Annotated in this window: 12 protein-coding genes; 5 read left to right on the forward strand and 7 right to left on the reverse strand. The window is 45.7% G+C overall.

Translation table 11 applies throughout. The features are described from left to right. Positions 1-755, reverse strand: a 755-nt coding sequence (locus tag MC7420_RS14715) for a ribokinase (protein WP_044207396.1), incomplete at its 3' end; no start/stop codon positions are given. A gap of 85 nt (positions 756-840) precedes the next feature. Further along, positions 841-1,065, reverse strand: coding sequence for a hypothetical protein (locus MC7420_RS39765; RefSeq protein WP_006101339.1), 225 nt, complete (start codon positions 1,063-1,065; stop codon positions 841-843). Positions 1,066-1,311: 246 nt separating this feature from the next. Here MC7420_RS39765 and MC7420_RS14720 point away from each other — a divergent pair, with 246 nt between their 5' ends. Beyond that, positions 1,312-2,007, forward strand: coding sequence for a Uma2 family endonuclease (locus MC7420_RS14720; protein WP_006101547.1), 696 nt, complete (start codon positions 1,312-1,314; stop codon positions 2,005-2,007). Positions 2,008-2,379: 372 nt separating this feature from the next. Here the strand turns inward: MC7420_RS14720 and MC7420_RS35225 are convergent, their stop codons facing one another. From MC7420_RS35225 to ebsA, 5 genes are all read right to left on the reverse strand, one after another. Next, positions 2,380-3,348, reverse strand: a complete 969-nt coding sequence (locus MC7420_RS35225) for a hypothetical protein (protein WP_157453179.1) — start codon at positions 3,346-3,348, stop codon at positions 2,380-2,382. 236 nt (positions 3,349-3,584) lie between these two features. Further along, positions 3,585-6,458, reverse strand: a complete 2,874-nt coding sequence (locus MC7420_RS41500) for an nSTAND1 domain-containing NTPase (RefSeq protein ID WP_006101576.1) — start codon at positions 6,456-6,458, stop codon at positions 3,585-3,587. A gap of 229 nt (positions 6,459-6,687) precedes the next feature. Further along, a complete protein-coding gene (locus MC7420_RS14735; protein WP_006101543.1) occupies positions 6,688-8,073 on the reverse strand; it encodes a P-loop NTPase fold protein in 1,386 nt (461 codons plus the stop codon). Between the two features lie 132 nt (positions 8,074-8,205). Then, complete coding sequence (locus tag MC7420_RS14740) at positions 8,206-9,297, reverse strand: phosphotransacetylase family protein (RefSeq protein ID WP_044207520.1); 1,092 nt, start codon at positions 9,295-9,297, stop codon at positions 8,206-8,208. 38 nt (positions 9,298-9,335) lie between these two features. Continuing rightward, on the reverse strand, positions 9,336-9,707 hold the full coding sequence (gene ebsA / locus MC7420_RS14745; RefSeq protein WP_006101324.1) for a type IV pilus biogenesis protein EbsA: 372 nt from the start codon (positions 9,705-9,707) through the stop codon (positions 9,336-9,338). Positions 9,708-9,899: 192 nt separating this feature from the next. On the opposite strand from ebsA, the gene MC7420_RS14750 reads away from it, so the two are divergent. From MC7420_RS14750 to MC7420_RS14765, 4 genes are all read left to right on the forward strand, one after another. Beyond that, a complete protein-coding gene (locus MC7420_RS14750) occupies positions 9,900-10,241 on the forward strand; it encodes a histidine triad nucleotide-binding protein (protein ID WP_006101479.1) in 342 nt (113 codons plus the stop codon). Positions 10,242-10,736: 495 nt separating this feature from the next. Next, a complete protein-coding gene (locus MC7420_RS14755; protein WP_006101344.1) occupies positions 10,737-11,810 on the forward strand; it encodes a dipeptide epimerase in 1,074 nt (357 codons plus the stop codon). Continuing rightward, the gene (locus MC7420_RS14760) at positions 11,794-12,843 is read left to right on the forward strand and encodes a DUF1611 domain-containing protein (RefSeq protein ID WP_006101354.1); all 1,050 of its coding nucleotides are present in this window, start codon (positions 11,794-11,796) and stop codon (positions 12,841-12,843) included. Before MC7420_RS14755 ends, MC7420_RS14760 begins: the two co-directional genes overlap by 17 nt. An 84-nt stretch (positions 12,844-12,927) precedes the next feature. Beyond that, positions 12,928-14,031 (forward strand): TRAP transporter substrate-binding protein, encoded by a 1,104-nt coding sequence (locus tag MC7420_RS14765; RefSeq protein ID WP_044207404.1) that lies wholly within the window; start codon positions 12,928-12,930, stop codon positions 14,029-14,031. Positions 14,032-14,048 lie beyond the last annotated feature (17 nt).

The raw sequence follows: 14,048 nt of genomic DNA on the forward strand, positions 1-14,048 counted from the left end.
TCACCCGCCGCCGTGGTATCAACCACCTGAACCGGAAAGGCTGGTACAAAAAAGCGTTCAGATGGAGTGCTACAGTAAACGCCTTGGTTCCCCAATGTCAGAATTACAGTCTTCACACCTCGTTGCTGAAGGATAGGCGCGGCTTTCTGGGCTGTTTCCAGACTATCCACAGCAAAACCCACCAACTGACTGGCTTCTATCTGATTGGGAGTGATAATATCAACCAAGTTGTACAGTTCCAGAGGAATATCCTGGGCAGGTGCTGGATCAAGAATTACTGGAACCCCTGCGCCCTGGGCAGTTCTAGCCGCTTCAACCACGGTAATCAGGGGAATTTCTAACTGCATCAGTAAGGCGTTGGCTTCTCTTAAGAGAGGTTTGAGGCGTTCCACATCAGTTTGATTGAGTTGTCCATTTGCACCTGCGGTAATCACAATCTGATTTTCGCCTGTTTCATCTACCAAAATTACGGCTACACCAGAACTCGCTGAAGTATCCCGTACAATTTGATCTGTCTGCACGCCTGCGGCTTGTAAACTTGCCAGCAATTGAGGTGCAAACGTATCATCTCCCAAGCACCCAACCAAGTGAGTCATCATTCCCAGTCGTGCGGCGGCGACAGCCTGATTTGCCCCTTTTCCCCCAGGTGCGGTAAAAAACTCAGATCCGTTCACCGTTTCACCCGCGACAGGTAAACGAGGCGTTTTGGTGACTAAATCGATATTGATGCTACCGAAAACCAGGATAGAGTTCATCGGAAAAATTGTTTTACGGAAGGGGTGAAAAGCAACTCAAAAGCTTGGCAGACAAAGCCTTTAAGCTGAAATTTATCAGGCTATGTCAACCGAAAACTTTTTGATCGACTGTCCTAGAAATACTTCCCGCCAGCGTGGGTTTAGCTAAGGCTGGCACAATGCGATCGCACAACTGGAGCAACCACTGCCAACTGCCTCTGTGATTTGGACTTGGCGGTACAACGATTTGACGCGATCGCATAACTGAACCTACTGTCCAAAACTTGCCTATAAGAGGCAAGACAGGGGTGAAACAAGCTTGTTTCGTCACATTTTTTTATCATACTGCCTCTTAATTACTCAAGAAAGCAGTTTGCTCTCCTGGGGGTGTAGTACAAATGCTCTATAAAATCCTGATCAAGGATACATCTCGCAGGCGTGTAAATAGACCAGCGCGAAGCGCTATACATAAATAAATTGGTTCGCTCATGGCTGTTACTGTACCACACCGTGTTAAAAAGTGCTGTAAAATGGATACCAACCATCTCCTTCATCCTCTAAACTTTGATTTTTGATTATGGTGTTGCAGCAGCCTGCTCGTTCCATCCCAATTCCACCCCTGGAAAGTGGCGATCGATTGACTCGTGCTGAGTTTGAGCGCCGCTATGAGGCGACCCCAGAAAAATTTAAAGCGGAACTGATTGAAGGAGTGGTTTACGTGGCATCCCCAGTTAGAGTTTTTCACGGTAATCCTCATTTTAATTTAATTACCTGGCTGGGGGTGTATTGCACAGCAACTCCGGGTGTTAGCGGATCGGATAACGCTACAACCCGGCTAGATATGGACAATGAACCGCAACCGGATGCCCTGCTGCGAATTGAAGTTGGCGGTAACTCAACGATTAGCGAGGATGGCTATATCGAAGGGACACCAGAATTAGTGGCGGAAATTGCCACAAGCAGTGCGGCAATTGATTTAGGAGTCAAGCGCAATGCCTATCGACGCAATGGGGTACAGGAATATTTGGTGTGGTCAACCTTTGAGAACCGCCTCAGTTGGTTTCGGTTGCAAGCAGAGGAATTTGTCTTAATTGAACCAGATGCCGATGGCATGATTCGCAGTAGCGTGTTTCCCGGATTGTGGCTGAACGTGCCAGCTTTATTAGAGGGCAGAATGATGGAGGTGCTGAATGGGCTGCAAGCTGGGATTGCTGACCCAATCCATCAAGCCTTTGTGCAGGAATTGGTGGAGCGATCGCCCAATCTTGAATGAAGTCTGTTAGTTGAGCAGCAAACCCTGAGTGTGCGATCGCGCCTGGGGATTTTAGGGCACTTCCTCTTTCGGAGTTACTGGAAAAAATGCAAGTCGCCATCACTCACAAATCTCTTTTCTAACTGTTATTTGCTCTAGAGAAATGTCCCAATTTCAAGCGATCGCCTACTCCAAATGACTCATAAGCCCAAGGTTCATCTCCCTTGGGTTTTATGTTTTTCGTGGATTTTAAGGGTTGTAAATCTATGCCGTATTTGCTAGGTGGGATTTGTCGGCTCAACATCCCAGTTGAGCGGCGACCAGTAGCTTTTGATACTCACCGACAACCTTCGTCCCGTCCGCACCAACGCAGTATCAGGCAGCTCAACGCTACTACTGTAATGCAAGCAATACAGGAATAAGACCAGTACCGTCTGTGAAAGGAGCTAGGGCTTTACCAACAACAGCACCGAATGCTTTATGCTCATCTGTGACCTTCATCGCATGTCCGGAGATGTGAGACGTTGTAAGTAAGTCTCCAACATTTATTGGAGCGACATCAGCGGTAGCCATGCAATAGACCTTGCCCATTATGGCAATGGGGCTACGATTACTTTCTCTATCTTGCTTGTCTAAAAGCAACCCAGGTTTATACTTTCCAGCACCTGAAATAATCCCAACCACACGCTTGTCATAGGCTCTGTTGCTGGGTTGTAGTAAACCGTCGTCGTTGAGTACCATAACACTGCCAGGGATTGCATCAATGGCTTCGGCAATTGTAAATTCCTCTGCACAGTCAGCATTACTGAACGTAATTTCTCCAGCATTAGCATCTAGATGGATAGTGGCTTGATCCACCGTATGATTGTTAGTGGCTGAGCTTGGAAACAGAAGAATGTCGCCATCTTCACCTCGCGGTCCCCTTGGACCTACCAATGTCGCTGTTGTTTGCACACTTCCATCAGAAAATAGAATTCCATTCGCTTGAACTTGACCATTAACTTCTAACTGACTTTGAGGATCGGTTACTCCAATTCCAACATTGCCATTTTCACTTACTACCATTCTTGTAGCGTTATTTGTAACTATGTGAAGCTCATGATCTGAGAAGGTACCTAGTTGACCACGATTTGTGCCATCACCCCGAGCATCAATAAACATTCTCACATCATTATCTGGAGAAGTTGCTCTCATATTGATGCGTGCAAATTCATCATCCCGAAGGTTGACATCACTTGCTGAAATATCTCCAGTCGATCCACTTATCTGAATGGTTGTGTTACCATCTCCGTCTCTAACAAAGATATCTCCATCTTCCTCATTCTGTCCGAGGATCATGTTAGCATTGCTACCTTCAATCAAGATAGTTTGATCCCCATTTCCTTTAAAGTAAAGACTTTAAGCTGTTGCTCATAACATAATCTTCCTTACAGATTCAAATCTTGATAATTTCCCAAATTAGGTTTTTATCAGAACCTTGCTCTGTATACTAGCCCTATCAGCGTATGTTATGCGACTTTCTTAATAAAACTTCCATAATCGACATAATTATTCACATCTAGACTGGCTGGGTGTTTTGAATGGTCTGAGTCAGTTGATTAATCCAGCAAGGGCACTGTTTCACCTACTTGTTGATGACGAACAAATAATACGAGATAATCGTGAACCAGTTGATAGCGGTCATCTGGAATAGCTGGAACTCTCAAAACTATCCCTGATTCGACTAACACTTCTAAAACTAAATCTAACGTTTCACTCTTTACCTCTAACTCCAATTCCAAATCCGCACGAGTTTTTAGGGGGCGAGTGTTATTCTCATCAGTTAGCAAGTACAAGACAAGTTTGGCAATCTGCTCATTTCCAGATCCACAATATTGAACAACATCGGCTAAAAACGCCTCAACTAATTCCTCTTTAGACTCATATTTTTGATAGTCCTCCCGCGTAGTAATCTTCTCCGTTTCCAGTTGATAGCCAACAATCTGCAACTCAATCGGACGCACCTCTCCCAAATCCTGAGCTAAATCCTGCACCAATTGGTCAACTAAATCTGGCTCAAAAGGTAAATGCGATCGCGCGGTTAAACTCTGGATGACAGATTTGGCGTCTGCTGCTGAAAAATTCCCTAAGTAATAGAGAATATGCTCATGATTTTTATCAATATTGATTAACGGCGTAGTGCGGTTTAACTCTAATAGGTAATAAATATAGTCTTCCCGCAGGGATAAAATAACTTTTACATAGGGAATCTCTACACATTCGCGCAAAAACTCATAAAACTCTCGTCGGCTGGTTGGATCTTTGTGATCAAAGAAAAATTCCTCAAATTGGTCAAAAATTAGTACGGTTAATAATTGGCTGTGTTCATTTTGACGCAATTGTTTGAGAATTTTTGATAGGGTTGACCTAACCCCCCCAGCCCCCCTTTTAGATCCCCCTTCCGTCCCCCTTGTCGATCCCCCTTCCGTCCCCCTTGTCGATCCCCCTTCCGTCCCCCTTAAAAAGGGGGAGACCAGAGGATGCTTCGCTTTTTGTTCCATGGGGAGACTAGAGGATGCTTCGCTTTTTGTTCCATGGGGGAGACTAGAGGATGCTTCGCTTTTGTTGTACGGGGGATGGAGAAGGGAGGAGTCAGAATTGTCTGAATTATTCTTATGATTCGTAATGTTAACGTTATTATCACTAATTAAATTAACATCCGAGTTTCTCTTAGCTTCCCCCTTTTTAAGGGGGGCGGGGGGGGGATCAGATTGACTATCCAGAGAATCCTTAGCAGAAATCGAAGAACGATTAACCTTCTTCAAGACTTCTACTAAACCCTTATCTAACCCCCCAACCCAATCCTTATAAACTTGTAGCAAAACAGGGACAATATCCCGTCCTTCAAAATACGTCTGTTGCAGAATCGGAACTAATCCCGCTTGCAAAATTGAACTCTTTCCTACCCCCGATGACCCATAAATTACCGTCAATTTGCGATCGCGTCGTCGAATTCGTTCTAACAGTTCCTCGACATCCTTCTGACGCCCGGAGGAAGCGACGATTTGGGATAAGGATAACCCCTGTCTTCCCCGAATACCGGGCGGAATAACCTGTCGCGGCGGGTGCAGTCGTCCCGCCCCAATAAATGCCCGTAAGCCATATTGGGTCTCAATTTGCCGTTGTTCTAACTTTAAATGAAAGGCGTCTAAATAATCCCCTTGCTCAAATTTCAGGGTACGTAAGTTTTGTAGGATGTTAACGTAAAGTTTCGGGTCATACTGATGTAAGGGAATGGTGGCATTTAAACTAATCTCTCTTGCTGTTGCCAATGTCGCGATCGCGTCCTTTTCTTGACCCAACTGCTGCTGCGATTGTGCCAGAATAAAATAACACAATCCTAACCGTTTTATCTCAAACTCTGATACCTGTTGCCAAGCCTTAATCCCTTGCTGCGCGAACTTTTGAGCATCCCGCCATTGACGTTGATTTAAAGCAACATCGGCTAAAAATCCATAATCTTGGGCAATTTTCTGGACATCCCCCTGCTGCTGATGCCAAGTTAATGCTTTTTCCGCTAATTGTTGTAATTTTTCCCAGTCACCAACCTGTCGCAGTAAATCTCCTAGTTTACAACTATGATGAATCAAGGAATCAGTGCAGTGTTCCTGATGCAAATGCTGCCAAGTTTGCTGCACATAGTCCCGAATTTTTGCTTGATATTGCTCCCCTTTCAGCGAATACGCCCAAGCTAGATGCAGTGACGTAATTCCTATCTGTTCGGCGGACTGATGCTGTTGCCAAAGGGTTAAACTTTGCTGATAGTGAGGAATCGCTTCATCGATGTGATTGTTTCGGGTTTTAATGATTCCCAAACTTAAGGATAAAATGGCATAAAACTTAGTGGGCAATTCCCTTCCTTGATCGGAGTATGATTGCTGAATGGCTTGTAATTCGGTATCATCTAACGTTAAGTTTTCCTCATCTGCCAAGGCTTGCTTCGCTGTCTCTTCAACTAATGCCATTAGTGCAGGTTCAGGTAGGACAAATTCTAGCTTGGGACTCGACCAATTGTAGAGATCCATGGCGACTTTGATCAGCCGTTTGCATACCTGATTGGTTACCCAAAAGACGACAGGAAAGGGAAACTGACGAAATAAGTCCCGTACTCGATTTGTGGCGATGAGTAAGTTATCGAGATTTGTTACTGATTCTAACCCGGTGACTAATATAGCATCAGGTTTTTGATTCCCTAATTGATTGTGAATCGCGGTATATATCGTCTGCGCCGATGAGTCTAGGGGTAACTCAATTAGGTTGAGGGAAAAGCGTTGGTGTAGCAGGTGGAGAATCTGCGATCGCAAACAGGTATAGTTACACCGCGCCAGAATTAAGGAAAATCGTCCCTGGGAATGGGTAAGCGATCGGGTTAGGGTGTTTAATGCCTGATCGTTACAGGCGGCAATTTCGGCTAGGGGATCTGGGGTGTTCATGATCACAATTTATAGTAAGTTTGTTAGAGTGGAAATTATATTTTTTTAACGCAGAGGGACGCAGAGGTTTACGCAGAGGGACGCCGAGGGGGTTGGAGTCGGTGATGTGTCAAGTTGAAATGTTTTTCTTTGTCTCCTTTGTACCCCAAGCAGGGCTGGTTTAGTTAATTTAGGGGTTTTCTCCTATATTTTATCGGTAAAACCTGCCCCTACAACCCTGATCTTCTATTTACTCATTCTGCCGCACCCAGTCCTGATATTTTTGTGTCTCAAATAATAATGGATTCAAGCCAAACCAACTCCCTTGTTCATCTTGATACTCAAATACAAATAAGCTTTGCAGTAATGTTTGATATTCATGATCGCCTTTAACCTTTTGTTCCCGCACCACTTGAAACAATAACTCCCATTCATGATTATCAATTGCCAACAATAAACTATCCCGTTCCTGGCGAATTACCATTTCTAAAATCGGGCGAGAAATCGGCGGATCTTGCTCCTGGAGACAGGCATAAAGCATCCCCAACAAACTTCGTACATGACCGCCACTTATCTTGCACAGTCGGTCTAATGTGTCAAGACTATCAAAGACTTTGGTGACACTGGCTAAACGTTCCTCGGCTGTCGCTTCTGGAAGCGCCCGGGCTAAAATCATCTGTCGCAGTAGCGCAATTCCTCCCGGATGATCTTGACGATCGCGGGAGAAGACTGGCACCATGGATAAAACAATCGGACTACGACCATTTCCGAGACGATTCTTTAACGGTTCTCGTAAATTGGAGAAAATCAGCGATAGGGGAAGGGTATACACCAAATGGCAATTGAGTTGACTTAATTGTTCGCCGCGATCGACAAAAATATATTCCGGAAGTGGTTTGCTGGATGCAGCCGTTTCTTGGTTGGGAATGCGATCTAAGTTATCGACAATGACGACTAATCCTTTTTGACCCTGTTGCTTGAGTTGTGTAATAGCAACTTCGAGGATTTCCTGATTAATATACTCTAAAATTTGACTGGTTTGGGGTTCCAAATGCTGTCTGAGTTTGGAACGCATCTGCTGACTATTTTTGGCTTTGATTGTCAGTTTGGCAATTTCATCGGGAAGGGAGACTTCAAATTTGCCCTCAGTACTGGCTTTAACTGTACCAATCCCTGGAAGTTTGGCTTCCCCTCCTACTTCTATCGGTGTCTGTAGCACATCAATGGTTTTCTGTAAAAACGCCTTAAACCCTCGTGGCTGTAGCGTCACCCGACTCGATTCCAAACTGGCACTCACTTGGCGGGCGATCGCGAGTAGAATATCGGTAATATCAACATCCGCGACATCTAAATCATCTGTGGCTTGAAAATAGACGACATGAAAGTCCAACGCCTCCAACTCCATCTTTAACCGCAATAACTCTGTAGACTTGCCACAGCCAATATGTCCGGTGAATAATTGACAGGTGGGTTCGTTGGGTGATAGCCGTGCGATCGTCCGCTTTAATGCTTCAATTGCCTTACCACCCCGCACTCCAGCAAATTCGATATAATACTTGTGATCCTCAGCATTTTTCATGTTTAGGGTTTTGCTGGGATTACACGCCGCGAAAAATCGTTCTAAATCTAACCTCATGAGATTCTATTCAGTGATGGGTAACCATTAATCCAGCCAATTTAAAATTCAAGATTCAAACAAAAAATCTGCCGTATCAAGGTAGACAGATTCATGACTAAAAACTAAGGACAAATGACAAATGATGACGTTTTAATGCGTTGAAACAGCCGCTTGTAAACCCAATAGATTCATCAACCGTTCACTATCAAAATGTTCTCCCATAAGCTCTTGGATGCACTGGGCTTTAATGGATTCGCGCAGGCGTACTTGACCAAATGCGCGATCGATAATTTCCACCGTTGTCAGGGTATCGAGATCCACTGATAAGATAGGAATTTCCAGTTCTTCAGCCCGGTTGACAATTAACGGTTGGGGTGGTATATGTCCTGTTAGAATCAGACAGTGGGTTGATGTTTCCAGTGCTGCCATTTGGATATCCGTGCGATCGCCTCCGGTGACGACTGCCATGTGCTTGCCTTTGCGGAAATATTTTAGGGCAGAGTTGACATTCATCGCGCCAATGGTCAAACTTTGAACCAATAAATCCACCCGATCCGGACGACAAAGCACTTGGGCATCGAGTTGATGAATCAATTCTCGAACCGTAACGCTGCGGAGTAAATCGTTTTGAGGTAACATCCCCAATACGGGAATACCTTGCGCCTCTAGAAAAGGTTGAACAGTGGATTGGACGATTTCCAGTTGATCTGCCGGAATCGCATTAATCACAACTCCCCGTAAGCGATCGCCGAGTTGGTGTTTAGCAGAGAGTAGCGTTTCCACCAGTAGCACCGAATGAAAACGGCTGACTAATATAATAGAAGCCTCTACTTCCTGAGCAATATCCAGCAACGAGAGGTCAAATAGATTCCCTTCAAACAGGGTACTCGGTCCTTCGAGTATCATTAAATCACCAATCGGCGGCTGGAGATAGGACTTCAGCGATGCACGATAATTGGTCGAATCCTCACCCCGCAAGCGTTTCTGCATCGTCTGATCATCCAGATAGAGTAGAGGCGATCGCACCCGTTTTTCTGGTAGATCTAGGATAGACGGAATAAACTGCACATCATCGCCTTCCCGATCCACTTTATTCGCATACTCAGTACAGCCTAAGAGCTTACCATAACCAATATCCAGTCCTTTACTTTTAAGCTGATGGGCGATGCCCAGAATGATGGCGGACTTGCCACTATATGCTTCCGTTGATCCGATTAGTAAATAATTCACGGATTTTGTCACCCCTAATTTCGCTCCTCCGTTCAAAATGCCACTTGAGTTTACTCGTCACGTAGTAGTTTGCGATAAAATGTCTGGGAAAAATCGGTCAAGCGGGTACGCTTGAAATTCAAAATCACTTCGATTAAGTAATTAATAAATTCAGAATTCGCCAAGGTTACCTCATAACTCAGTTCCGCATTGCCGTCAAACTGTAATCGGCAGCGGGTTGGTTCCGAAGGTAGCTTGGAGACGAACCAGGTTGCCACAAAGGGAATGCTCTCACCGCCTTCAATACGGCGATTTCCTTCTAACGATCCCTGTTGATACAGACTAATCGCTAGAGGGAGAGCATTGCGTTTAGCGCCTTGATAATAAGGCATGTAGACACCGACGGCGGCTTTTTCAGCGGGCTGAAGTTTCTCGATAGACATAGCTGACTAACGTCTTGTTCCAATATTGAGAATGCCATGCACTCTCGTTGAAGGCTAACAAATTATAGAAAACCGATGCGGTTGAATTAGAGAGGTTTCTCCCAAATTGTTTACTCTATCTCGATCTTAGGTGGTTTTGGTTCCTGTATGCTACTTTCTAATGAAGCATTTAGACTAAAACCGCGATTAGCCATGAGTGAGACAATCTTTAGCAAGATTATCCGTCGGGAAATCCCGGCGGACATTGTGTATGAGGATGATCTAGTCCTAGCGTTCAAGGATGTTGCACCCAAAGCCCCCATTCATATTCTGCTCATTCCCAAAAAACCGATTCCCCAGCTAGCGGCGGCGGAGTCCCACGATCACGCCCTTATGGGGCATCTGCTGTTAACCGCCAAGCGAGTGGCTGAACAAGTGGGTTTGAATCAAGGGTATCGGGTGGTGATCAACAATGGGGCGGATGGCGGTCAAACCGTGGATCATCTACATTTACATATTTTGGGCGGACGCCAGATGGACTGGCCCCCCGGTTAAGTGTCTGACAGGTGTGGGTTTTTTATTTTAGGGTGGGGACAAGACAAGGGGGACAAGGTGACAAGAAGACAAGGGAGAAAAACCGTTAGTCTTTGTGTAGGGGCGACCCGCCTGCACTAATTAGCAACTCCAATCCACTAAATAGACTCGGGTCGCCCTCTCCTGGTCAATTGTACCAAGTCCAACTGATATCTTGCACCCGTTGTAATAGGTTTTGTGTAATGGCGTAGCACACCGAATTTGATGGATAACGCTTCCATTCAGAACCTGTAGGGGCGCAAGGCTTGCGCCCGATTTAACCGTAAAATCTATTCCACTAAAGTCTTTAACGGTGAGTGGTGCGTTACGCTTCACTCTCCTCACCCTACAGATTTACCTGAAGCGCTGTCAAGCTAAGAGTTAAGCCAGTTACCCCATCGGCTTCCGGTTGAGATCAGGAAATTCCAGTACCATAACCTAGTATGGCTTTCCTTTTCCCCAAACCACCCTTGGATTATGCGTCTTAGCTTAGAACCCTTTACTGTTCACAAGCGATTCCCCTTAACCATTAGTCGCGGCACAACCTCCCAAAGCACCAATATCTGGGTGCGGCTAGAACATCAGGGGATAGAGGGTTGGGGCGAAGCCTCTCCCTTTGCGATCGCGACTCCATCCCATCCCTTAACTAAAACTCCCCAAACGACTCAGATGTTGTTGGATGCACTGGAGTTAGTCATACCGACATTAGAAACCTATACCCCCTGGGAACGCCAGAAAATTGAACGAGTCTTGGCAGATGCGGATGTACCATCGGCGGCTAGGGCGGCGATTGATATCGCATTACAGGATTGGTTAGGAAAACACCTAGGTGTTCCCTTATGGAAATTGTCGGGATGTAATCGTCACCGGATTGTGCCAATTTCCGCCACGGTAGGAATTGGTACACCTGAAGCCGCAAAACAACGAGTGCGAGATTGGATACCGATTACGGGGGGCAGTGTGATTAAAATTAAACTCGGTTCCCCTGACGGAATTGAAGCCGATCGCGAAATGCTATTAGCTATCCGAGATGTCGCCCCCCAAGCCCAACTAACCGTTGATGCGAATGGCGGTTGGCGTGTAGACGACGCCGTAAAAATGTGTGACTGGTTAGCCCAACAGGGCGTCAAATACGTCGAACAACCCCTTCCCGCCGGACAAGAGGCGGATTTGCCTCACCTGTATTCGCGATCGCCTCTACCTATTTTCGTGGATGAAAGCTGCTTTACCAGTCAAGATATTCCTCCCCTGGCGGATTGTGTTCACGGGATTAATATCAAACTAATGAAATCCGGTGGATTAACGGAAGCATTGCGGATGGTACATACTGCCAAAGCCTGTGGATTACAGGTGATGTATGGCTGCTATTCCGATAGTACCCTCGCCAATACCGCCGCCTCTCATTTATCCTCGTTCGCCGATTATCTAGATTTAGACAGCCATTTAAATTTAGCCGACGATCCTTTCACCGGGGCGACGCTGCAAGATGGACGATTGATACCGAATAATTTATCAGGATTGGGAGTGCAACGCCATGTATCTGACAAGTGATCAGCGCGTCGCTATTTTATTACATGAAGGGATTCGCGGCGATCACGGCAAAACCGGATTAACGCTGCTACGGTATGGGGAAGCAACGGTGGTGGCGGTGATTGACAAAGACTGTGCGGGAGAGTCGTTATCGGACTTAACTGGAATTAACTGTAATGCGCCGATTGTGGATTCAGTCAGTTCCGCGATCGCCTACAATCCGACTGTTTTAGCGATTGGAATTGCCCCATCGGGGGGACGATTGCCAGAGGTTTGGTGGCAAGAAGTTAAGCAGGGAATCGCGGCTGGACTTTCGGTTTATAACGGCTTGCATACGCCAATGGCATCTGATCCTGAGTTACAGAAATTACTCCAACCCCATCAACAAATTTGGGATATTCGTCAGGAACCCCAGGATTTAGGGATAGGCAAAGCCAAAGCGCGATCGCTGTCTTGTCAACGTATTTTAACCGTTGGCACGGATATGAGTGTGGGCAAAATGTCTACCAGTATAGAGTTCCATCGCGCCGCTTGTCGAAAGGGAATCAAGTCTAAGTTTTTGGCAACGGGTCAAGCGGGGTTAATGATTGCTGGAGATGGTATTCCTTTAGATGCGATTCGGGTTGATTTTGCGGCGGGTGCGGTTGAACATACGGTGATGAAATTTGGTAAGGATTATGAGTTGTTAATCATAGAAGGACAGGGTTCACTAATTCATCCCGGTTCTACAGCCACCTTACCCTTAATTCGAGGCACACAACCGACAGGGTTAATCGTAGTTCATCGCGCTGGACAAACTCATATTCGCCATTGTCAGGATGTAATAATTCCACCGTTACCGGAGGTGATTCACCTTTATGAAACTGTGGCTAGGGCGGGAGGGGCGTTTGCATCGGTGCCAGTCGTAGCCATTGCTTTGAATACCGGGCATTTGACAGAAAGGGAAGCACGAGACGCGATCGCGCAGGTTGAGGATGAGACAGCTTTACCTTGTACGGATGTGGTGCGGTTTGGCGCTGATTTATTGGTTGATGCTGTAATGAAAATGTTATGATATTTTACCAATTGAATGGATTAGAGGCGTGCTATTTTTCTTAAGTCAGTACCATTCCATTTAAACTCATTGGGTATTCTAGCGATGAAGCGCCGAAACTTCTGCAAAAATGCTGTGCTAGGAACAGCAGGATTCACCACAGTAGCCTCAACTCAAAGTACTCCTCAACCTGAGGCTTCTACACCAACTCAACCCGCGATTCAATGGCGCATGGCAACCAGTTGGCTCAAAAGTGATATTACCTTTAGCGCGGTTGAAGAACTTTGTCAACGAGTGAAGGTGGCGACGAATGGACGGTTTGTGATTATTCCCTATCCGGCGGGTGAAATTGTTCCCCCATTACAGGTATTTGATGCGGTTAAAGCGGGAACGGTTGAGTGCGGTCATACAACCGCTCTTTACTATCTGGAAAAAAATTCCACCTTAATCTTTAGCATTTCTGTTCCCTTTGGACTAACGGCATATCAACAGAATGCTTGGCTATATTATGGGGGTGGTTTAGAGATCATGCATCAGATCTATGCTGACTTTGGCGTTATCGCATTTCCTGCTGGTGCTGTGGGTATCCAAATGGGCGGATGGTTCAACAAAGAAATAAATCGTTCGGCTGACTTTAAAGGACTAAAAATTCGCATTCCTGGATGGGGAGCGCAAATTCTTAGCCGTTTTGGGGCGCAGGTGATTGTGTTAGGCGGTGATGAAATTTTGACGGCGCTGGAAGACGGTAGAATTGAGGCAGCCGAATGGCGAAATCCTCATGATGATGAGAAGCTAGGATTGCACCGTGTTGCTCGCTATTACTATTATCCAGGGTGGTGGGAACCCGGAGCGAGTGAAGATATTCTCGTGAGTCGTCAGCAATGGCAAACGTTACCGAAAGCTTATCAGCAAATTTTTCAAGCGGCGGCGACGGAAACGAGTTTGACCATGTTAGCCGCCTTGGATGCAGCGAATGGGGAAGCACTGAAACGCTTAGTTGAGGGTGGAATCCAATTAAAATCCTACAGTCAAGAGATATTACAAACGGCGTATCAAGTGAGTGTTGACCTTTTAGAAGAAAATGCTCGTCAAGATGCAATTTTTAGAGACGTATACGATAAATGGAAAGCGTTTCGCAGTAAGATTTATCAGTGGAATCGAATCAATGAATTGAGTTTGGAGCAGTTTGTTCTGAAAGATTTTAGCTAAAATCAATGATTCAGTCG

It is taken from the genome of Coleofasciculus chthonoplastes PCC 7420, from assembly GCF_000155555.1.
In the GTDB taxonomy this organism is placed as follows: Bacteria; Cyanobacteriota; Cyanobacteriia; order Cyanobacteriales; family Coleofasciculaceae; genus Coleofasciculus; species Coleofasciculus chthonoplastes_A.

Coding starts and splice junctions, on each gene's coding strand:
- MC7420_RS14720 (WP_006101547.1), top strand. CDS start 1,312: ATGGTGTTGCAGCAGCCTGCTCGTTCCATCCCAATTCCACCCCTGGAA.
- MC7420_RS41500 (WP_006101576.1), bottom strand. CDS start 6,458: ATGAACACCCCAGATCCCCTAGCCGAAATTGCCGCCTGTAACGATCAG.
- MC7420_RS14735 (WP_006101543.1), bottom strand. CDS start 8,073: ATGAGGTTAGATTTAGAACGATTTTTCGCGGCGTGTAATCCCAGCAAA.
- ebsA (WP_006101324.1), bottom strand. CDS start 9,707: ATGTCTATCGAGAAACTTCAGCCCGCTGAAAAAGCCGCCGTCGGTGTC.
- MC7420_RS14750 (WP_006101479.1), top strand. CDS start 9,900: ATGAGTGAGACAATCTTTAGCAAGATTATCCGTCGGGAAATCCCGGCG.
- MC7420_RS14755 (WP_006101344.1), top strand. CDS start 10,737: ATGCGTCTTAGCTTAGAACCCTTTACTGTTCACAAGCGATTCCCCTTA.
- MC7420_RS14760 (WP_006101354.1), top strand. CDS start 11,794: ATGTATCTGACAAGTGATCAGCGCGTCGCTATTTTATTACATGAAGGG.
- MC7420_RS14765 (WP_044207404.1), top strand. CDS start 12,928: ATGAAGCGCCGAAACTTCTGCAAAAATGCTGTGCTAGGAACAGCAGGA.